The organism is Pseudomonas sp. G7(2022) (assembly GCF_052660475.1).
Genome location: NZ_CP109659.1, coordinates 2,642,550 through 2,663,970, shown reverse-complemented (window position 1 = coordinate 2,663,970; position 21,421 = coordinate 2,642,550). Strand labels below are relative to the sequence as shown.

17 protein-coding genes are annotated in these 21,421 nt (G+C 60.7%); 10 read left to right on the top strand and 7 right to left on the bottom strand.

Annotated features, from left to right (window positions below):
• Nucleotides 1–49 precede the first annotated feature (49 nt).
• Nucleotides 50–1,006, bottom strand: a complete 957-nt coding sequence (locus NE357_RS11880; RefSeq protein WP_169430007.1) for an AraC family transcriptional regulator — start codon at nucleotides 1,004–1,006, stop codon at nucleotides 50–52.
• 148 nt (nucleotides 1,007–1,154) lie between these two features.
• Nucleotides 1,155–3,281, bottom strand: a complete 2,127-nt coding sequence (locus tag NE357_RS11875) for a TonB-dependent receptor family protein (protein ID WP_169430006.1) — start codon at nucleotides 3,279–3,281, stop codon at nucleotides 1,155–1,157.
• A 140-nt stretch (nucleotides 3,282–3,421) separates the two neighbouring features.
• On the opposite strand from NE357_RS11875, the gene NE357_RS11870 reads away from it, so the two are divergent.
• On the top strand, nucleotides 3,422–3,742 hold the full coding sequence (locus NE357_RS11870) for a hypothetical protein (protein WP_169430005.1): 321 nt from the start codon (nucleotides 3,422–3,424) through the stop codon (nucleotides 3,740–3,742).
• A 74-nt stretch (nucleotides 3,743–3,816) separates the two neighbouring features.
• On the opposite strand, the gene NE357_RS11865 is transcribed toward NE357_RS11870, so the two are convergent.
• From NE357_RS11865 to NE357_RS11855, 3 genes are all read right to left on the bottom strand, one after another.
• Nucleotides 3,817–4,443, bottom strand: coding sequence for a DUF3885 domain-containing protein (locus NE357_RS11865; protein ID WP_169430004.1), 627 nt, complete (start codon nucleotides 4,441–4,443; stop codon nucleotides 3,817–3,819).
• Nucleotides 4,444–4,489: 46 nt separating this feature from the next.
• Complete coding sequence (locus NE357_RS11860) at nucleotides 4,490–4,762, bottom strand: hypothetical protein (RefSeq protein ID WP_169430003.1); 273 nt, start codon at nucleotides 4,760–4,762, stop codon at nucleotides 4,490–4,492.
• A 64-nt stretch (nucleotides 4,763–4,826) separates the two neighbouring features.
• Entirely contained in the window at nucleotides 4,827–5,597 is a 771-nt protein-coding gene (locus NE357_RS11855; RefSeq protein WP_169430002.1) for an AraC family transcriptional regulator, read from the bottom strand.
• Nucleotides 5,598–5,819: 222 nt separating this feature from the next.
• Here NE357_RS11855 and NE357_RS11850 point away from each other — a divergent pair, with 222 nt between their 5' ends.
• The 5 genes from NE357_RS11850 (at nucleotide 5,820) to NE357_RS11830 (ending at nucleotide 12,323) form a co-directional block, all read left to right on the top strand.
• On the top strand, nucleotides 5,820–7,451 hold the full coding sequence (locus NE357_RS11850; RefSeq protein WP_169430001.1) for an APC family permease: 1,632 nt from the start codon (nucleotides 5,820–5,822) through the stop codon (nucleotides 7,449–7,451).
• 22 nt (nucleotides 7,452–7,473) lie between these two features.
• Nucleotides 7,474–8,400, top strand: coding sequence for a 4-hydroxyproline epimerase (locus NE357_RS11845; protein WP_169430000.1), 927 nt, complete (start codon nucleotides 7,474–7,476; stop codon nucleotides 8,398–8,400).
• A 55-nt stretch (nucleotides 8,401–8,455) separates the two neighbouring features.
• The gene (locus NE357_RS11840; protein ID WP_169429999.1) at nucleotides 8,456–9,403 is read left to right on the top strand and encodes a dihydrodipicolinate synthase family protein; all 948 of its coding nucleotides are present in this window, start codon (nucleotides 8,456–8,458) and stop codon (nucleotides 9,401–9,403) included.
• A 75-nt stretch (nucleotides 9,404–9,478) separates the two neighbouring features.
• Nucleotides 9,479–11,071, top strand: coding sequence for an aldehyde dehydrogenase (NADP(+)) (locus NE357_RS11835; RefSeq protein WP_169429998.1), 1,593 nt, complete (start codon nucleotides 9,479–9,481; stop codon nucleotides 11,069–11,071).
• Nucleotides 11,061–12,323, top strand: a complete 1,263-nt coding sequence (locus NE357_RS11830) for an NAD(P)/FAD-dependent oxidoreductase (protein WP_169429997.1) — start codon at nucleotides 11,061–11,063, stop codon at nucleotides 12,321–12,323. The genes NE357_RS11835 and NE357_RS11830 overlap by 11 nt, the downstream gene beginning before the upstream one ends.
• A gap of 8 nt (nucleotides 12,324–12,331) precedes the next feature.
• On the opposite strand, the gene NE357_RS11825 is transcribed toward NE357_RS11830, so the two are convergent.
• The gene (locus NE357_RS11825; protein ID WP_169429996.1) at nucleotides 12,332–13,507 is read right to left on the bottom strand and encodes a XylR family transcriptional regulator; all 1,176 of its coding nucleotides are present in this window, start codon (nucleotides 13,505–13,507) and stop codon (nucleotides 12,332–12,334) included.
• 188 nt (nucleotides 13,508–13,695) lie between these two features.
• Between NE357_RS11825 and xylA the strand changes: the two genes are divergently transcribed.
• The 4 genes from xylA (at nucleotide 13,696) to NE357_RS11805 (ending at nucleotide 19,016) form a co-directional block, all read left to right on the top strand.
• Nucleotides 13,696–15,012, top strand: coding sequence for a xylose isomerase (gene xylA / locus NE357_RS11820; protein ID WP_169429995.1), 1,317 nt, complete (start codon nucleotides 13,696–13,698; stop codon nucleotides 15,010–15,012).
• Between the two features lie 142 nt (nucleotides 15,013–15,154).
• Entirely contained in the window at nucleotides 15,155–16,156 is a 1,002-nt protein-coding gene (gene xylF / locus NE357_RS11815; RefSeq protein ID WP_169429994.1) for a D-xylose ABC transporter substrate-binding protein, read from the top strand.
• A gap of 166 nt (nucleotides 16,157–16,322) precedes the next feature.
• The gene (gene xylG, locus NE357_RS11810; RefSeq protein WP_169429993.1) at nucleotides 16,323–17,879 is read left to right on the top strand and encodes a D-xylose ABC transporter ATP-binding protein; all 1,557 of its coding nucleotides are present in this window, start codon (nucleotides 16,323–16,325) and stop codon (nucleotides 17,877–17,879) included.
• The gene (locus tag NE357_RS11805; RefSeq protein WP_169429992.1) at nucleotides 17,880–19,016 is read left to right on the top strand and encodes a sugar ABC transporter permease; all 1,137 of its coding nucleotides are present in this window, start codon (nucleotides 17,880–17,882) and stop codon (nucleotides 19,014–19,016) included.
• Nucleotides 19,017–19,132: 116 nt separating this feature from the next.
• Here NE357_RS11805 and NE357_RS11800 read toward each other — a convergent pair whose 3' ends face one another.
• A complete protein-coding gene (locus tag NE357_RS11800; protein ID WP_169429991.1) occupies nucleotides 19,133–21,409 on the bottom strand; it encodes a hypothetical protein in 2,277 nt (758 codons plus the stop codon).
• Nucleotides 21,410–21,421: the final 12 nt, after the last annotated feature.

Genomic DNA, 21,421 nt, shown 5'->3' with positions numbered 1-21,421 from the left:
TTGTGCAGGACGGCGCGGCAGGTGCTTCAGATTGTTTCGGGGCGGGAATTCAGTGGCGGCGTTTGAAGGTCACGGACGGCAATTCGCCGAACTGCTGGCGATAGCTTTCGGAGAAACGCCCCAGGTGCAGGAAGCCGTAGTCCAGCGCCAGTTCGGTGAGGTTGCGCACCGGGCAGCTCGGATCACTGAGGCAGGCATGAATGCGCTCGAGCTTGCGCTGGCGGATGTATTGCATCGGGGTCACGCCGAGCTGGCGTTCGAACAGCGCGTACAGTGAACGCGGGCTCATGTTCGCCTGGGCCGCCAGGTGTTCGGCGGGTAGATCCAATTTCAGATTGCGATCAATGTAGTCGAGGATCCGCTCGAAACTGACGCTCGGCGAACTCAGGCATTCACGGCTGACGTTGGTGTTCATCAGCGAAATCAGTTTGCTGCCGACGATCTGCGCGTAGTGCTCCTGTACCCGCAACAACGGATCGCTGGCTTCGGCTTCCTGGCAGATCATGCCCAGCAGGTGGGTAAACCCTTCCAGCTCGTCGAGCCGGTAATGATTGCGCAGGAACCGGATGCCTCCGGCAGGATGCAGCCAGCGCTGTTCGTCGCACACCGATTCCAGCACGCTGACCGGCACCTTGAGGATGAACTTCTCGCAATCGTCGGAATAAGTCAGGTCGACCGGATCGTCCGGGTTGATCAGCAGCAATTCGCCCGGCACCAGATGATGCTCACGCTTGTGCCCGCGCCACAGGCAGTTGCCTTGCAGCAGGACTTGCAGGTGATAGACCGTTTCCAGTGCAAGCGACGTGACGCGAACGCTGCCGCCATAGCTGATGCGGCACAGATCGAGGTCGGCGAGTTTGCGGTGGTTGAGGCTGGCTTGCGGGTGGGTGGTTTTGGACAGGCCGATGAAATGCTGACCGACGTGCTGGTTCACATAGTCGGAGACGGCATACGGGTCAGCGTGGCGAAACACGCTGCTGCGGTCGCTCAGCAGGCGGCTGTCCATGGGCAGGGCACTCGATCTTGTCGTTATGGTGATGGTCACGGTTTACGCCATCACCGGTCACAGTACGCCGGCAAGCAGGATCGGGCAATTGGACGAAGGTTTGGCTGTCCGGTGATCGAACGGTTTCAATCACCGTTCTGTCGTGAGATCAAAGCAGACTCCACGACACCCCGACGTACATCGCCATCCCCTCACCCGGCGTGGAGCGTGCGGCGTCCAGTCCTTTATCGTCATAGCCCGGCGTAACTGTAGCGGCGTAGTGTTTGTCGGTCAGGTTGCGCATGTCCAGCCAGGTCTGCCAGTCGCCTTTCGGCGCGTTGTAACCGAGGGTCGCGCCGAAGGTGGCGTAAGGATCGGCGTAGTAGCTGTTGGCGTAATCCACCGCGACTTTCGATACCAGTTGCGTGTTGACGGCGGCGAAGAACCCCTGCGGGAAGTCGTAGCGCAATTCGCCCTGGTAGTAATGCATCGGCAGGCCCGGCAGGCGGTTGTCGCCGAAGCGGTCGTCATCGCGGTAATGGAAGTCGCTGAAGGTGTAGGCCTGGCGCAGGCTCAACTTGCCGCCATCGTTCGCTGACCACAGGTTGCTGAGCAGGCTGGCTTCCACGCCTGGATGCACCGTCGGGCTGGCATTGAGTTCGTAAGGCGTGGTGGCGTTGGCGTCCGGCAATACCGAGAGCAATTCGTGGCGCACCTGGGCGTAGTACCAGGCCAGGCTCCATTCGCCGAGCGCGCTGTCGCCACGGCCGCCGAGTTCCAGGGTGGTCGCGGTCTGGTTCTGCAGTTTGATGGGGTCGCGCTGAGTGCCGGTGGCCGCACCGCTGCCGGCCGGAAAGCGGACGTTGGAGCTGTAGATCAGCGACCACGGATGCGGCGCTTCGACGGAGCGGCTGAGGTTGCCGAACAGTTGCAGGTCCGGCGTCACCTGATAACGCAAGCCCAGGCGTGGGGCGTAATCCCAGTCGCCGAGGCTGGTTTTGCCGCCACCTTCCGGGTAGGTCACGGCGCTTTCGCGGCGGGTGTAGATCGCGGCGAGGCCGGTGGTCAGCCACAGGTCGTTGGCAATCTCCAGGTCATTGCCAAAGTGCAGAACGGTGTCCGAGCCTTGATAAGTGAAGTTGCGCATGTGCGTGCCCGGCGCATAACCGGCGGTGTTGCCGGTGGGAATCCGAACCAACTCAGTGGCACCGTCGTTGGGCAGGTGTTTGGTCACCCGCAGGCCAACCGTGCTGCGGCTTTCGAGACCCCAGAGCGTGTCGCGGCGCTTGTAGTCGAACGTGCCGCTGACATCGGTGTACGCCACCTTCAGGCGGTTGGGTCCTTCGCGCAGGTCCATCGGGTAATCGTGATAAACGAGGCCGGTCTGGATGCTCGAATCGTCGTCGATGTAGTACGTGGTCTTGTTGCCGATGAAGGTGCTGCCCGGCTGATCGCGGCTGTCGTTGCGCGTCACGTAGGCCGGGTTGGCCGCGCGCGGATCGTGTTCGATGGAGTGTTTGGTCACTCGCCCGGCGAGGTCGTTGTCGGTCTCGCGGTGACGAATGTAGAAGCGGGTTTCCAGATTCGGATTGAAGCGATAACCGAAGTTGGCGATCACGCCCTGGCTCTTGCTGGCGGTGTGATCCTGATAGCCGTCGGAGTGCGCATCGGTCATCGACAGGTAGTAATCGAAATCGCCGAGCACCTGGCCCGAGCTGACTTGCCGTTGCGCATAGCCGTGGCTGCCCATGACGTAGCGCACATTCAGCAGTGGCGCGTTGTAGCCGGTGTGGCTGACGTAATCGACCGCCCCGCCAAGGGCCAGCGCACCACGATCGAAACCGTTGGCACCACGCAATACTTCCACATGATCGAGCCACAGCGGCTCCAGCAACTCGTAAGGCGTACCGCCGGGACCGGTCAGCGGCAGGCCGTCGAGCATCGTGTACAGCCCCGACGCGTGAGCACCGGGAGCCCGATTGATGCCCGAACCACGAATCGAGATTTTCACCCCCTCGTTGCCCGCCGACTGGGCATAGACCCCCGGCTGGTACGCCAGCACATCCTGATTGCTCGCCACCCGCCCCTGCATCGGGCGGCGCATATCGACCACGTTGGTGCCACCGGGCACCTGTGCCAACCGGGCCTTGGCCTCCTCCAGCGAAAGGTCTTCGCCGCTCTGGTCTTCAGCCCCGATCAGCACTTGCCCCAACTCCATGCCCTGAGACTCGGCTTCCACCGGACAAGCAAGGGCCAGCCCCAGCAATGCAGCGGGCAATGTTTTGAGCGAGGGCATCGAGAGAACTCCAGACAGAAACGGGCAGTGAGAACTGCGACGTATGAATGAACGAAGTAAACACATGGTGATTTTGTTTTTTGTCAGGTAAACAGGCGGCTGAAATGCTGAATTGTGATTTGAACGAGGGAGATGCAGGGATGGCCGAAGCAGTATTGAAGACGAAACTGGTCAATTTTCTGGCCCCCGGCGGACTCTGGGTTGGCGGGAAGGTAACGGTGACCCACTCCACGATTTTCATGAACGCCAATGCCATGAACCGTATGGTTCAGGACGGGGCTCTGGATATTGAAATCCCCATGGCATCGATTCGAAAGGTCAGCCTGGAATGGGGGTTCATGACCAAGATTGTGTGCCTGGAAACCGACTACGGCTGCTTTTACTTCCGTTGTTTCGGGGCGAAAGAGATGGTGTCAATGATTACCAAAATGTACGTGTCGCGAGCCTTGCAACGCACCTAGTGAACGGAGCTTGATTTAAATGCGCTTGAGCCCTCGGACCTCTCTGATCGGCATCAAGGGCTCCGGGGCCAATCTCAGGCAGCGCCCGCAAAGTCAGCGTCCATCGCGGGCCGGTCGTAATCGAGGAGATACGCTTGATGGCGGTGATACAGCCTTGAAAGCAGCGCCTTGTTGGGCCCGACCACGTCCATCCCTCGGTCGTCGTAAGGGAAAACCATCACTTCGGCCTTCAAATTGAACAGGTAGACCGCGCAGCGTGGATTCGGCGCAATGGCGCCAAAGTCCGTGGCCAGTGCGCACCAGAGCAATGCTTGAAGCGACCTTGCGGGCGCTTCGAATGCGAGGTTGATCCAGTACTCGGGTTCGCTTTCGCAGAACCAGTTATCCGGATCAGTGCGTTCACTCCAGATCGAGCGTTCTGCAGGTATCTCGATGCCAGCCGACCGAAGGGACTGAAGTAACGCTCGATGGGTAAATCGCTGGCCGCCGGAGTGAAAGCGCAGACAGGTCACGAGCGTGGGCTCGCCACTGAAAATGTCGGTGCAGATTTCGGTCGATTTTCGCAAGGCCAACAGGAACTGTTCGATCATCCCTCCCGTTTCGGAGAGTTCGAAACGCAGTCCTCCCGGGCAGGAATAAAACAGCGGCCTTGCGAAGGCCTGGTCGGTAAAAATCCGCTCGATTTCAAGATGAAGGTTCACTGAAGTCCTTTCCGGTCACTATGGCTCGGGCGGCTATCGCGCCTTATCAATTCTTGCACTTGGCCAACACCACCTGACAGGTACCGGGCGTACCGCCCGAGCGGCCGGCGTAGCGCATGCAGTTATCCATGGATTTTTTCTGTGCCTGGCCCAGGGTCGATCCCCACGCCAGGCCACCCTCGCCCATCGTCGGCACCGCTTTGGCATAGCAGCGATCACCGGTGGTCGCGTAGTGAGCCTTGCTCGAACAGGACGCCGTCAGCGTCAGCAGGATCGCGCACAGGCCATACGAGCATCGGCGTACCCAGAATTCGCTCATCTCGTTTCACCTGCAGCAAGTGGGGCTGACAGGGTCAGTCTAGCCGCTATGACCCGCGAGCCGCTCATTGCTCCGTCGCCTGTCGATACTGACGCGGGGTGAACCCGGTCGAAGCCTTGAACTGCCGGGTGAAGGCGCTGTGATCGGTGTAGCCGCATTGCAGCGCCACCTCGGTAATCGGCAGTTCGGTGTGCAACAGGCGATGGGCATGTTCCAGCCGTACCTTCTGGATCATCTGCCTCGGCGTCAGGTGGAAGACCCGTTTGCAGTAGCGCTCCAGTTGCGCCACCGAAATACCGGCAATCCGGGTCAATTCACCCAGTGTCACCCGCCGATTGAAATGCGCGCGGATGTGTTCATCGACGGCCGCCAGGCGCTGAAACGCCGGATGGGTTTCGCTGGCCGATTGCAGGTCCACCGAAATCCCGGCGAGGCCGATGATCTCGCCGTCGCGGTTGTACAGCGGGCGTTTGTGCGTCAGGCACCAACCCGGTTCGCGGCTGCCGTACAGATGCAGTTCCAGTTGATCCTCCAGCACGAACCCCTCTTCCAGCACCCGACGATCCTGCTCGGTATAACCGGGCCCGAGTTGCGCCGGAAACACCTGCGCACTGGTTTTCCCAAGTAGCGGTTTAAGGTCTTTCAGACCGCAGCGCTGCACCAGCGTACGGTTGGCCAGGACGTACCGCGCCTGCACATCCTTGATGAAAATGACCGCGTTCGGAATCACGTCCAGCATCGGCAACAGCGGCGCCACGCCGGCCAGCAGCGCGTCGAGGGTATGGGGACGCTGGCGCTCATCGCCCTGACAAAGGATCGCAAACGCGTTCTGCATGTGAAGGTCTTCCCCGGTGAATGGATCGGCCTGAGGTGTTCGCGTGCAGATTGCAGCAACGTTCGAAGCGTGTCGAGCGCCGCTGTCTTTCTTCGCAACTGTGCCGAATTCGTCATCCAGAGCTGCGCAAAACATCAATCGCCCGACGCCCGATGAGTTCACTGTTTAGCCGTTCAAGTGACTCACACCTGCCTATCCAATAACTCACAAGAAGGCGATGCCATGTCAGGCCAAGGCAAGTTCAAAAAACAACTTTCATTGATCGACCTCACCTTTATCGGTCTGGGGGCGATCTTCGGTTCCGGCTGGTTGTTCGCGGCCAGTCACGTCTCTGCGATTGCCGGGCCGGCGGGGATATTTTCCTGGCTGCTGGGCGGCTTCGCCGTGTTGCTGCTGGGCATCGTCTATTGCGAACTGGGCGCGGCATTGCCCCGCGCTGGCGGTGTGGTGCGCTACCCGGTTTACAGCCACGGGCCGCTGCTCGGTTATCTGATGGGTTTCATCACGCTGATCGCGTTTTCCAGTCTGGTGGCAATCGAGGTGGTTGCATCGCGCCAATACGCGGCGGCCTGGTTTCCGAGCCTGACCAAGGCCGGCAGCGGTGATCCGACCCTGCTCGGCTGGCTGGTGCAGTTCGGCCTGCTCTGCGTGTTCTTCCTCCTCAACTACCGCAGCGTGAAGACCTTCGCCAAGGCCAACAACCTGGTCAGCGTGTTCAAGTTCATCGTGCCGCTGCTGGTGATCGGCGTGCTGTTCACCTTCTTCAAACCGGAAAACTTTCAGGTTCAGGGCTTCGCCCCCTTCGGGCTCTCGGGCATCGAAATGGCGGTTTCCGCCGGCGGCGTGATCTTCGCCTACCTCGGCCTGACCCCGATCATCTCGGTGGCCAGCGAAGTGAAAAATCCCCAGCGCACCATCCCGATTGCGCTGATCCTGTCGGTGCTGCTCTCCACTGCAATCTACGTGCTGCTGCAAACGGCTTTCCTCGGCGGCATCCCCACCGAATTACTCGCCAATGGCTGGGCCGGGGTTTCCAAGGAATTCGCCCTGCCGTACCGCGACATCGCCCTGGCGCTGGGCGTGGGCTGGCTGGCGTATCTGGTGGTGGCGGACGCGGTGATCTCTCCCAGCGGCTGCGGCAACATCTACATGAACGCCACGCCTCGGGTGATCTACGGCTGGGCGCAGACCGGCACGTTCTTCAAGGTCTTCACCCACATCGACGAGAAGTCCGGGATCCCGCGTCCGGCGCTGTGGCTGACCTTCGCCCTGTCGGTGTTCTGGACCCTGCCATTCCCTTCCTGGGAAGCGCTGATCAACGTGGTCTCCGCCGCGCTGGTGCTGAGTTACGCAGTGGCTCCAGTGACCGTCGCCGCGCTGCGGCGCAATGCACCCGACATGCCGCGCCCGTTCCGGGTCAAGAGCATGGGCGTGCTGGGGCCGGTGTCGTTCATCATCGCGGCGCTGATCGTTTACTGGTCGGGCTGGAACACCGTGTCCTGGCTGCTCGGCCTGCAAATCCTGATGTTCGTCGTCTACCTGCTTTGCGGCCGCTTCGTGCCGACCGCCCACCTCAGCCTATCCCGGCAAGTGCGCTCGTCGGCGTGGCTGATCGCCTTCTACGCGGTGACCATCGTCCTGTCGAAACTCGGCACCTTCGGCGGCCTGGGCATCCTCACTCATCCGTTCGACACCCTGGTCGTCGCGGCCTGTGCGATGGGCATCTATTACTGGGGCGCCGCCACCGGCGTACCGGCGCACCTGCTGCGCCTGGAATCGGAAGAGGATGAAAGCGAAGTCGCTTCGCTGTCCCCTGCCTCCAACGCCAATCCTCGCGCTGCCGGCGCTTACTGAAATCACTCAACGGGACCTGTCCATGAAACGAGTACACGTCATTGATTCCCACACCGGCGGCGAACCCACGCGTCTGGTGATGAAGGGTTTTCCCGATCTGCCCGGCAACACCATGGCCGAAAAGCGCGACGCCCTGCGCCAGCAGCATGACCAGTGGCGCCGCGCCTGCCTGCTGGAACCGCGCGGCAACGATGTGCTGGTGGGCGCGCTGTATTGCGAGCCAGTGTCGCCGGACGCCACCTGCGGCGTGATCTTCTTCAACAACGCCGGCTACCTCGGCATGTGCGGCCACGGCACCATCGGCCTCGTTGCTTCGCTGCAACATCTGGGGCTGATCACACCGGGCGTGCACAAGATCGACACGCCGGTCGGCCCGGTCAGTGCAACGCTGCATGAAGACGGCGCCGTGACCCTGGGCAACGTGCCCGCCTATCGCTCACGCAAACAGGTGGCGGTGCAAGTGCCGGGATACGGCCGTTTCCTTGGTGATGTGGCCTACGGCGGCAACTGGTTTTTCCTGGTCAGCGAACACGGCCAGACGTTGACGATGGACAACGTCGAAACCCTGACCGACTTCACCTGGAAAATGCTCAAGGCCCTGGAGGACCAAGGCATTCATGGCAAGGACGGCGCGGTCATCGACCACATCGAACTGTTCGCCGATGACGCCGAGGCCGACAGCCGCAACTTCGTCATGTGCCCCGGCAAGGCCTACGACCGCTCCCCTTGCGGCACCGGCACCAGCGCCAAACTGGCGTGCCTGGCCGCCGACGAAAAACTCGCGCCGGGCGAGCGCTGGGTGCAGGCGAGCATCACCGGCAGCCAGTTCGAAGGCCGCTTTGAATGGGAAGGCGAGCGCATTCGCCCCTACATCACCGGCCGCGCCCACATGACCGCCGACAGCACGCTGCTGATCGACGAAACAGATCCGTTCGCGTGGGGCATCTGAGCCGCTGCGCTGCTTTTCCAAACCTATCTGAATGACCGTTCCAAGGAGAACAATAATGAGCGACAACATCTTCACCGGCTGCATGCCCGCCCTGATGACCCCGTGCACCGCCGCACGCACACCGGACTTCGATGCGCTGGTGGCCAAGGGTCGCGAGCTGATCGATATCGGCATGAGCGCGGTCGTGTATTGCGGCTCCATGGGCGACTGGCCGCTGCTCACCGAAGCCGAGCGTCAGGAAGGCGTGGCGCGGCTGGTGGGTGCCGGGATTCCGACCATCGTCGGTACTGGCGCCATCAACACTCGTGAAGCAGTGTCCCATGCTGCCCATGCGGCAAAAGTCGGTGCTCAGGGTTTGATGGTCATTCCCCGGGTGCTGTCCCGAGGCGCTTCGCTCGCCGCACAGAAGGCGCACTTCTCCGCGATTCTGCACGCCGCGCCGAACTTGCCGGCGGTGATCTACAACAGCCCTTACTACGGCTTCGCGACTCGCGCCGACCTGTTCTTCGAACTGCGCCGTGAATACCCGAACCTGATCGGCTTCAAGGAATTCGGCGGTGGTGCCGACCTGCGCTACGCCGCTGAAAACATCACCTCCAAGGATGATGACGTGACCCTGATGGTCGGTGTCGACACCCAGGTCGTGCACGGTTTCGTCAACTGCAACGCCACCGGCGCCATCACCGGCATCGGCAACGCGCTGCCCCGCGAAGTGCTGCAACTGGTGGCGCTGAGCAAGCAGGCGGCCAAGGGTGATGCCAACGCCCGGCGACAGGCACGGGAGCTGGAATCGGCGCTGGCGGTGCTGTCGTCCTTCGATGAAGGCACGGATCTGGTGCTGTATTACAAACACCTGATGGTGCTCAACGGCGACAAGGAATACACCCTGCATTTCAACGAGACCGACGCCCTCAGTGACTCTCAGCGTCGGTACGCGGAAGCCCAGTACGCGCTGTTCCGTCACTGGTACGAAAACTGGTCGGCGCAGCAGAACTTCGCCTGACCTGCCGCCCCGCTCAAGCCCGCCGCCCCACGGCGGCGGGCCTTATTCGTGACCTGCTTTGATAAGGAATGCGCCATGACCCTGACGGGCCAACTGCTGATCGGTCAGCAAACCCTCACCGGCGACCGCGACGTCATCCACGGAATCAATCCCGCCACCAACACCCCGTTGGAACCGGCCTACGCCGGCGGCTCTGCCGAACATGTCGAGCAGGCCTGCGCACTGGCCTGGGCGGCGCTCGACCGTTATCGCGAGACATCGCTCGAGGCACGGGCCGAATTCATTGAAACCATCGCCCGCGAAATCGAAGACCTCGGCGACGAACTGATCGACCGCGCCCTGGCCGAAACCGGCCTGCCGCGCCCGCGCCTTGTGGGTGAGCGGGGCCGTACCTGCCAGCAACTACGGCTGTTTGCCCGCACCGTGCGGACCGGTGAATGGCTGGATGTGCGAGTCGATACCGCGCAACCGCAGCGCCAGCCAATGCCGCGTTCGGATCTGCGTCAGCGGCAGATTCCGCTGGGGCCGGTGGCCGTGTTCGGTGCGAGTAACTTTCCACTGGCGTTCTCGGTGGCGGGCGGCGATACCGCTTCGGCCCTGGCCGCCGGTTGCCCGGTGATCGTCAAGGCCCATGGCGCCCATCCCGGCACTAGCGAACTGGTTGGCCGTGCCGTTGCGCGGGCGGTTAAGGCCTGTGATTTGCCGGAAGGTGTGTTCTCGTTGTTGTACGGCTCAGGCCGTGAAGTCGGAATCGCGCTGGTCAGCGATCCACGGATCAAGGCCGTCGGCTTCACCGGTTCGCGCAGTGGCGGGCTCGCGCTGATCAAAGCGGCTCAGGCACGGACCGAGCCGATTCCGGTGTACGCGGAAATGAGTTCGATCAACCCGGTGTTGCTGTTCCCGGCAGCGTTGCAGAATCGCGCCGAGGCGTTGGCCCAAGGTTTTGTCGCTTCGCTGACGCTGGGTGCCGGTCAGTTCTGTACCAATCCCGGTCTGGTGATCGCCCGCAAGGGGCCGGCGCTGGACGCCTTCATCGGCGCCGCCAGCGAATTCATCCAACGCAGCCCCGCGCAGACCATGCTCACGCCGGGGATCTTCAATGCTTACGAATCCAGCGTGAGTGCCCTCACGGAAAATACCCGGGCGCGTATTGCCGCCGTCGGCCAGCGAGCAACGGATCCGAATCAGGGCCAGGCCCATCTATTCGTCACCGATGCCGCCGAATTTCTTGCCGATCACACCTTGCAGGACGAAGCCTTTGGCGCCGCGTCCTTGATCGTGCAATGCGCCAGCGATGCGGAAATCCGCCAGGTGCTCGAACAGCTGGAAGGCCAACTGACCGCCACGCTGCACTTGGATGACGAGGATCTGCAACAGGCCCGCACATTGCTGCCAACCCTGGAACGCAAGGCCGGGCGGTTGCTGGTCAATGGCTGGCCGACCGGCGTTGAAGTCTGTGATGCGATGGTGCATGGCGGACCGTTCCCGGCGACTTCCGATTCGCGCACCACGTCGGTGGGTACGGCGGCGATCCTGCGTTTCCTGCGCCCGGTCTGCTATCAGGATTTTCCCGACAGCCTGCTGCCAACCGCGCTCAAGCAGTCCAATCCACTGTCATTGCGTCGCTTGCTCGATGGCCAAAGGGAAACCGTGAAAAATGCCGAATAACCCGTACGACATCGCCGTGGTCGGCGCCGGCATCATCGGCGTCGCCAGTGCCCTGCGCCTGGCCCGTCAGGGCTTGCGGGTGGTGGTGATCGACCCGCAGGAACCCGGTCACGGCGCATCGTTCGGCAACGCCGGGCACCTGGCGACCGAGCAGGTGTTTCCGATTGCCGACAGCTCGATTATCAAACGCTTGCCGGCCATGCTCATGGACCCGATGGGCCCGCTGCGCCTGGACTGGAAATACCTGCCCCGCGCCCTGCCCTGGTTTGCGCGGCTGTTGCTGAACCTGCGCTCGGCGCCGTTTCAGCGCACTGTTGCCGGTTTGCGCGCGCTGAATGAAAGCTCGCTCGACGCCTGGCAGCGCTTGCTCAAAGACATCCAGCGCCCCGAGCTGCTGAAGATGGAAGGTTCGCTGCTGGTGTTCGAACGCCCCGACTCACGCACGGCGCTCGAAGCATTGCAGCAACGCCTGCAACAGCAACAGGTGCCGGTCGACTGGTGGCAGGCCGGCGCGGTACGCGAGACCGCGCCGCAACTGAGCGAACGGATTCAGGGCGGACTGTTTTTCCCGAACACCGGGCATTTCATCGATCCCCACCGTGTCGTGCGTGAGTTGGTGGAAGCAGCGAAAGCCAGCGGCGTGCAGTTTGTGAAGCAGCAGGTTCAGGGCGGACAACTGAACGAGCATAGCGTCAGCCTGATGACCGGAACCGGCACCCTGTCCGCCCGCCAGGTACTGATCGCGTGCGGCGCCCACTCGGCAAAACTTACGGCCGCACTGACCGGTAAAAACGTCCCGCTGGATACCGAGCGCGGCTACCACCTGATGCTGCCCCACGAACACAACCGACTGCCCTTCCCCGTCACCTCGCTGGAACGCAAATTCATCATGACCCCGATGTCCGAAGGGCTGCGCCTGGCCGGCACCGTCGAATTCGCCGGCCTCGAAGCCCCGCCGACCATGGCTCGCGCCTGGCAACTGCATCGGTTGAGCAAAGGGTTGTTTAGTGAGGAACTGAGTGTCGAGGCGGCCACACCGTGGATGGGGTTTCGACCGTCGCTGCCGGACTCGCTGCCGGTGATCGATCGGGTGTGTGACGGGAGGGTGTTGCTCGCATTCGGGCATCAGCATCTGGGGCTGACGCAGGCGGCGGTGACGGCGGAGATGGTTGGGGGAATGGTGTTGCCATCGACGCAGGACACCGCTCGTATTCTGCCGGTGCGCGAGCCCTATCGACTGGATCGCTTTTGAGTGGCCGTCTATCGGGCGCCCTGCTGATATTCACGGGGCGTACACCCGAACTCTCGGCGAAACACCGTGTGCAGGTACTGGGCGGATTTGAAACCGCACGTGCGGGCAACGTCTGCAATCGCCGTGTCGGTTTTTTCCAGCCCGCGGGTGGCCGCCGCCAGTTTGAAACGCAGAATCTCGTCATGCACGCTGCAGCCTCGCACCGTGCGAAAGTGCGACTCCAGCGAGGAGCGCGACACGCCGACATAAGCCGCCACTTGCGCGGTCTTGATGCCCTGGCAGGCATATTGGCGGATGAACAGCAGCGCCTGCATGACGTAAGGGTTACCCAACGGTTGATGCAAGCTCGACATCTGGACGTTTATCGCTTCAGGCGGGATCAGGACATGCTCGCCCGTTGACGGCTTGCCGTGCAGCATCTGGTGCAGCAGTTGCGCGGCGGTGCGGCCCATGGTTTCGGTGCCCTGGATCACCGAACTCAGGGGGACCCGGGTCAGGCTGCGGGTCAGCGGGTCGTTGTCGATGCCAATCAACGCCACCTGCTCCGGAACGGCGATGCCGGCGGTCAGGCACGCTTGCAGCAACTGCCGGGCGCGGGCGTCACTGACCGCGATGATGCCAATGGGCTTGGGCAGGCTTTGCAGCCAGGCGATTAGTTGTTCGACGGCGCTGTCCCACAGCGGTGCACTGGTGCCCATGCCGCGATAGACCTCGGCGCGCAACCCGTCCCGGTGCATCAATCGCAGAAAGGCCTTTTCGCGCTCCTGAGCCCATCGGTTCGCCTGCGCCTCAGGCAGGCTGAAGCAGGCGAACCGTTGCAGCCCGGCCTCGATCAAGTGCTCATAAGCCATTTTGATCAGCGCGTTATTGTCGGTCGCGACGTACGGGACCCCTTTGGGGTAGGCCCGCTCATCCTGATAAGAACCTCCCACCGCCACCACGGGCAATTTGATGTCGGCCAGCGCCTCGCCAATCAGCGGGTCGTCGAAGTCAGCAATGATGCCGTCGCCCTGCCAGCGCTCGATGCCCTTCAACCGGCAGAGAAAATCCTCTTCCAGGAACAGATCCCAGGACGCGCGCGTGCTGCTCAGGTAGTTGCCGATGCCGCTGATGATGCCGCGGTCATAGATCTTGCTGCCGTTGAACAACAGGGCGATGCGGTGAACAGGCGGTACGGTTTTCATTGTTTTTTATGCTGTTCCGGGCCCCTTGCCGTAGAGGCGGTCTGCACAGACTAGGCGCGCAGAGGGCGAATCTCAATACGCAAAATCGCACTGCGTGTTGGTGATTTTCGTAATCGGCAGGCACAGGGCCGTTGCTAGTATCGGGACACGCCCAAGAACAACAACCAAGAACAACAAGGACATTGCCAATGCCGTACTTCCCCGATGTCGAGCGGATTCGCTACGAAGGTCCTGCCAGCGACTCTCCCCTTGCCTTCCGTCACTACGACGCCGACAAAATCATCCTCGGCAAACCCATGCGCGAACACCTGCGCATGGCCGCCTGTTATTGGCACACCTTTGTCTGGCCGGGCTCCGACGTGTTCGGCGCCGGGACGTTCAAGCGCCCGTGGCAACACGCCGGTGACCCGATGCAGCTGGCCATCGGCAAGGCGGAAGCCGCGTTCGAGTTTTTCTCCAAACTGGGTATCGACTACTACTGCTTTCACGACACGGATGTCGCCCCCGAAGGCCACTCGCTGAAGGAGTACCGCAACCACTTCGCCCAAATGGTCGATCACCTGGAACGCCATCAGGAAGAAAGCGGAATCAAGCTGCTGTGGGGCACCGCCAACTGTTTCAGCAATCCGCGCTTTGCCGCCGGCGCCGCCAGCAACCCGGACCCTGAAGTGTTCGCCTGCGCCGCTGCCCAGGTCTTCAGCGCCATGAACGCGACTCAACGCCTCAAGGGCTCCAATTATGTGTTGTGGGGCGGCCGAGAAGGTTACGAAACCTTGCTCAACACTGACTTGAAGCGCGAGCGCGAGCAACTGGGGCGCTTCATGCGCATGGTGGTCGAGCACAAGTACAAGATCGGTTTCAAAGGCGACCTGCTGATCGAACCCAAACCGCAGGAACCGACCAAGCACCAATACGATTACGACAGCGCCACGGTGTTCGGTTTTCTCCAGCAGTTCGGTCTGGAAAAGGAAATCAAGGTCAACATCGAGGCCAACCACGCGACCCTGGCCGGTCATAGTTTTCATCACGAGGTAGCGACGGCCGTCTCGCTGGGGATTTTTGGCAGCATCGACGCCAACCGGGGCGACCCGCAAAACGGCTGGGACACCGATCAGTTTCCCAACAGCGTCGAGGAAATGACCCTGGTCACCTATGAAATCCTCAAGGCCGGCGGTTTCGGCAATGGCGGGTTCAACTTCGACTCCAAGGTACGCCGCCAGAGCCTCGACGAGGTCGATCTGTTTCACGGTCACGTCGGCGCCATGGACGTCCTCGCCCTGTCGCTCGAGCGGGCCGCCGCCATGGTGCAGAACGATCAGCTTCAGCGACTCAAGGATCAACGCTACGCCGGCTGGCAGCAGCCGTTCGGCCAGTCGGTGCTGACGGGTGAGTTCAATCTCCAGTCACTGGCCGAGCACGCCTTCGCCCACGAACTGAACCCGCAGGCCGTCAGCGGCCGCCAGGAAATGCTCGAGAACGTCGTCAACCGGTTTATCTATCGCTGATCGCCAACGGGGATTGCAGGCGCTGTGACATTTGCGCGACAAATCTGTAGTCCGTTGCGTCTGCTGATTCTCTACAGTTCCACCAGCCCGATATTCATCGTCAGGCCGTGTCTTTCAAACAAAAATAAAAGGACGCCCCACCATGAAGAATGTAAAACGCACGCTGCTGGCCAGCGCCCTGGCCCTGTTGTCGCTGCCGGTGATGGCCGATGCGGCCCATCCGAAAATCGGTTTTTCCATTGATGATCTGCGGCTGGAACGCTGGTCACGGGACCGTGACTACTTCGTAGCAGCAGCGGAGAAAATGGACGCCAAGGTCTTCGTGCAGTCGGCCGATGCCAACGAGCAAAAGCAGATTTCGCAAATCGAAAACCTCATTTCCCGTGGCGTCGATGTCATCGTCATCGTGCCGTTCAACGCCACCGTGCTGACCAATGCGGTGGCCGAAGCGAAGAAAGCCGGCATCAAGGTCGTCTCCTATGACCGTCTGATCCTCAACGCCGATATCGACGCCTACATCTCCTTCGATAACGAAAAGGTCGGCGAAATGCAGGCCAGCGGCGTGCTGCACGCAGCGCCCAAGGGCAATTACTTCCTGCTGGGTGGCGCGCCCACTGACAACAACGCGAAAGTGTTGCGCGAAGGTCAGATGAAGGTGCTGCAACCGGCCATCGACAAGGGCGATATCAAGATCGTCGGCCAGCAATGGGTGAAGGAATGGAACCCTACCGAGGCGCTGAGCATTGTTGAAAACGCCCTGACCCGCAACGACAACAAAATCGACGGCATCGTCGCCTCCAACGACGCCACGGCCGGCGGTGCCATTCAGGCCCTGGCCGCTCAGCAACTGGCCGGCAAGGTGCCGATCTCCGGGCAGGACGCGGACCTGGCAGCGGTCAAGCGGGTGATCGCCGGCACTCAAACCATGACGGTTTACAAACCGCTGAAACTCATTGCCTCCGAAGCCGCCAAACTCTCGGTGCAACTGGCGCGCAACGAGAAACCCGCCTACAGCTCGCAGTACGACAATGGCAGCAAAAAAGTCGACACCATCCTGCTCACCCCGACTCCGTTGACCAAGGACAACATCGACCTGCTGGAACAGGATGGCTTCTACACCAAGGCGCAGATCGCCGGACAGTAACCAAGGCCTCAATCCCTGGTTATGCGAAAACCCTTGTGGGAGCGAGCCTGCTCGCGAAGACGGTGGTTCAGCCTGCATCACGATTGGATCTGCTGACGCCTTCGCGAGCAGGCTCGCTCCCACAAAGATCAGTGCCATGTGAGTCTTTGCTATGCGAGCCCTCTCCATGTCCGACTATCTGCTGCAAATGAACGGCATCGTCAAAACCTTCGGCGGTGTCAAAGCACTCAACGGTATCGACCTCAAGGTCCGGCCGGGCGAGTGCGTCGGGCTGTGCGGCGAGAATGGTGCCGGCAAGTCCACGCTGATGAAAATCCTGTCTGCGGTTTATCCCCATGGCACCTGGGACGGTGAAATCCTGTGGGACGGTCAACCGCTCAAGGCGCAATCGATCAGCGAAACGGAAGCCGCCGGCATCGTGATCATTCACCAGGAACTGACGCTGGTTCCCGACCTCTCGGTGGCCGAGAACATTTTCATGGGCCATGAGCTGACGTTGCCGGGTGGGCGGATGAATTACCCGGCGATGATCCACCGCGCCGAAGCCCTGATGCGTGAGCTGAAAGTGCCGGACATGAACGTGTCGCTGCCGGTTTCGCAGTACGGCGGCGGCTATCAGCAACTGGTGGAAATCGCCAAGGCCCTGAACAAACAGGCACGCCTGCTGATCCTCGACGAGCCGTCTTCGGCCCTGACCCGTTCGGAAATCGAGGTGTTGCTGGACATCATCCGCGATCTCAAGGCCAAAGGTGTCGCCTGCGTCTACATCTCCCACAAGCTCGATGAAGTGGCCGCCGTGTGTGACACCATTTCGGTGATCCGCGACGGCAAACACATCGCCACGACTGCCATGGCGGATATGGATATTCCACAGATCATCACCCAGATGGTCGGTCGGGAAATGAGCAACCTCTACCCCACCGAACCACACGACATCGGCGAGGTGATTTTCGAGGCGCGCCACATCACCTGCTACGACGTCGACAACCCCAAGCGCAAACGGGTCGACGATGTTTCGTTCAGCCTCAAACGCGGGGAAATCCTCGGCATCGCCGGGCTGGTCGGTGCCGGCCGTACGGAGCTGGTGACCGCGCTGTTCGGTGCCTACCCCGGTCACCACGAAGGTGAAGTCTGGCTGGACGGCCAACCCATCGACACCCGCACGCCGCTCAAGTCAATCCGCGCCGGCGTATGCCTGGTACCCGAGGATCGCAAACGCCAGGGAATCATTCCCGATCTGGGCGTCGGTCAGAACATCACCCTGGCGGTGCTGGACAGTTACTCGAAACTGACCCGCATCGACGCCGAAGCTGAACTGAGCAGCATCGATCGGGAAATTTCGCGCCTGCACCTCAAGACCGCGAGCCCGTTTCTGCCGATCACCAGCCTGTCCGGGGGCAATCAACAAAAAGCCGTGTTGGCGAAGATGCTGCTGACCAGGCCCCGGGTGCTGATTCTCGACGAGCCAACCCGAGGGGTGGATGTCGGCGCCAAGTACGAGATCTACAAACTGATGGGGATGCTGGCTGCCGAAGGTGTGTCGATCATCATGGTGTCTTCGGAGCTGGCCGAAGTGCTCGGCGTTTCCGACCGCGTCCTGGTAATCGGCGAAGGTCAACTGCGGGGTGACTTCATCAACCATGAACTCACCCAGGAACAGGTGCTCGCCGCGGCGCTCAGCCAGCCCGACAGCCATAACAATAAAGCTCGGAAATCCGCGTAAATGAATCAGGTCAAACAACTCTTCACCCGCTACAAGATGCTCGCACTGGTGTTCGCCGTGGCGTTGATCTGGCTGTTCTTCAGCTGGCAGACCGAGGGCGGATTCCTGACACCGCGCAACCTCTCCAACCTGCTGCGTCAGATGTCGATTACCGGGATTCTCGCTTGCGGCATGGTGCTGGTGATCATCAGCGGTGAGATCGATCTGTCGGTCGGCTCATTGCTGGGTCTGCTCGGTGGCGTGGCAGCCATTCTCGATGTTGTCTATCACGTACCGTTGCTGGCGAACCTGAGCCTTGTGGTGGTGTGCGGCCTGCTGATCGGCCTCGCCAATGGCTACATGGCGGCCTACCTGCGCATTCCGTCGTTCATCGTCGGGCTGGGCGGCATGCTGGCGTTCCGCGGGATTTTACTGGGGATCACCGGCGGCACGACCATTGCGCCGGTGTCGCCGGAACTCGTCTACATTGGCCAGGGTTATCTGCCACATGCGATCGGCACCGGCCTGGGCGTCCTGCTGTTCGCACTGACGTTGTTCCTGACCTGGAAGCAACGGCGCAATCGGGCCCTTCACGGCCTCGCGCCACATTCACTGGTGCGTGACGTGGCACGGGTGTTGTTGATCGGCGCGGTACTGGCAGGTTTCGTCCAGACCCTCAACAGCTATGACGGCATTCCCGTACCGGTCCTGCTTTTGCTGATCCTGCTGGGCGGCTTCAGTTACGTAACCAGCCAGACCGTGTTCGGCCGACGCGTCTATTCCGTGGGCAGCAACATGGAAGCGACGCGCCTGTCCGGTATCAATGTGCAGGCCGTGAAGCTCTGGATTTTCGGCATCATGGGCGTGATGTGTGCCCTCGCCGGCGTGGTCAACACTGCGCGCCTGGCCGCCGGCTCGCCTTCGGCCGGCAGCATGGGCGAACTCGACGCCATCGCCGCCTGCTTCATCGGCGGCACCTCGATGCGCGGCGGTTCCGGCACAGTCTATGGCGCCCTCCTCGGCGCACTGGTCATCACCAGCCTGGACAATGGCATGTCCATGCTCGACGTCGACAGTTACTGGCAGATGATCGTCAAAGGCAGCATTCTGGTGCTGGCTGTCTGGGTGGACGTGAGTACGCGGACCGGGCGGCGTTGACAGGCTGCAAGTGAAGGTTTCGTAGGCACTTGAGCTACAAATGAAGGCATCTCTGAAAATGCGAAAAGCCTGCTTTTGAAGGCAGGCTTTTCGTTACGCCGGGAGCTTTCCGATATCTAGGAAGGCATTAGCCAGTGCCGTTCAGTGGTCCACCCCAGAAAAACCTTACTTCCCTCACGCTCTTGGTGAGCCGAAGTCAACCGACACCCAGATACCGCCATGCGCAAGCCGATCATGGCGGGAAGAAATCGCCCCTGAAATGCGCTGGATTGAGCCGCAAAATGCACTTCAATGTTTCCAAGCACACTCTCCAATCGAGACTGATCCAGCATCGACAGATAAAACATCATCTGGCGCCACGCATACGCTGTGTTTTTCAACATAACCAGACGTGCATGGTAGAACTTGATCTGCATCTGCTGCCGACCGCAGATCCATTTGAAACATGCCTCGGCCATTGAACCCAAGCGATCATGTAACAGCGTCTTCAGGTCCAAATCATCAAACAGGATTGCCAGGTTTTGCGTGGTCAATATCTGTTGCTGTTCGATGATTGTGCCGTTGTTCGCCGGACTCCTTCTTCCGATATCGGCGTTCGCCCGCCGCGCGCACAAACCAGCCAGCACACCACTGTTGCTTCGTGAATTCCGCTGCTTGGGTAGTGCAGCCAACTGATCCATATCGATATCGTAATAGCGTGCGTAAAGAGATCCGGCCATTAACCGCACTGAACGCTTGGCAGCCTTCACGAACTTGCCGGAGAAAGTGCCCATGAAAATATCAGCCGCGATCTCCTCTACGAATGGAAGATCCAGCTTGGCCGATTCGGCAAGCGAGGAAAATTCCTGAAGCAACTTGTTTGGCAGAATGGCCTGAGGAAATGCAACAAGAGTCAACGCGGACGCTTCGATCAGAGCCTGCCTAGCACCTTCAACCGCAAGAGCATCCGCCTCGTATTCGGTTTCCAGGGCTTTCACCCAAGGCAAGTCATCGACTTTCACCTGACGCTGCATGTTCAGCAGCAATAGAGAGCGTCGACGCCTGAAAGCACGATAGGTAGCGACAGACAGTGCCCGCAACGTTACATCTCGATATCCGGCGCTACAGATTTGCGCCGTCATCGCCGGCAGCACTTTCGCCACTGTATCTGCAGATGTAATGACACCATGGTCAATCAACTCTGCAACCGTTCCCTTTCGGCAACGTTCGAGGCGTCGACGAATCGAAGAAGGAATGGTCTCCCCCTCCGTCAATGAATAAACCTTTGCCTCTTCGTTTGTGATCGGCTGCAGTAACGGTGCGAAATCAGAAATGCCTTCCGAGCCGGGGTATCTCGCCAGACGCTCGGAAGCAGCCTTGGCAATCAGATAATGTGCCGAGGCTGATACGTGAAGACGCTGCTGTGCACGCTTGCTGGAATGGGCTTCGGAATCAGGATGTCCATGCTTGGCTACAAAGTCATCGACGATTCTGCGAATGCGCCCAACCTGACGCCCCGTTAACGATGCTGGATCAATGGCGCATTGCTTGAGCAATGCCAGCAATTCCGCCACCCGATCACTGGAATTTCCTGTGTGGCGGGGATCAGCCTCAGTGGCGGTATCAAATTCTGTACCAAGCACCGAAGCGCGCTCGAACCAGCCTGCAGGGTAATACCTGCAAGGCCAACCATCGTTGTACGTCAGCAGGAAAAGCGAGACCGCGGCGTCGTAGAGAGGCAACCTGCGTTCAACAACATGCTTTTGAACGGTAAGACGAGGCTGGGGTAAGAGGACAGACAGGCGCAGGCTGATTTGAGCAGCATTGAAAACTTCAACTTCAGCCATCGAGAGCGGGCGCTCGTTGGCTGCCGCCGGAAAAAAACGCACTCGCTCGAAGAAAGGCGCGATCTGCTCGATCAACGTCCTGGCTTCTTCGGCGCGTTGTTGTCCCAGAAACCAGGCCACTGTCAGCAACGCAGCCTCTTCCGGTACATCGATCCGATAGTCTTGCTTCGTCAATCGATCTTGCAGTGTTCTGACGCCTTCGTCTGAAAGATGCCACCTATTCAAATCGAGTCGTTCGTAACCCGCTCGAATGCCGGGAATCGATGACGCCAACTGGCGCTCATGAGCGGTCAACTCGCCACCGGCCAGAAGGTTGCCCGTTGCAAAGCCGCCAGTGGCTACTTCCAGCGTTATCCATTCTGGCAGGTCGGCGAACGGTGTCCGCGAGCCATACAGGGCACGGCCAAGCATCAGGTTCTCGAGAACCTTTTGCCAGCGTTCGAGCCGCGCAAGTGCTTTCGGACTGGCGTCGTTGTCGCGTGCTGCGAGCGCACGAGACAGTTGAAAGTGCGCATAACAGGCGTTTATTCCGCCGAGCGCACCCGATTCATCCTCAGGCCTGGACATACTTCCTTGTGA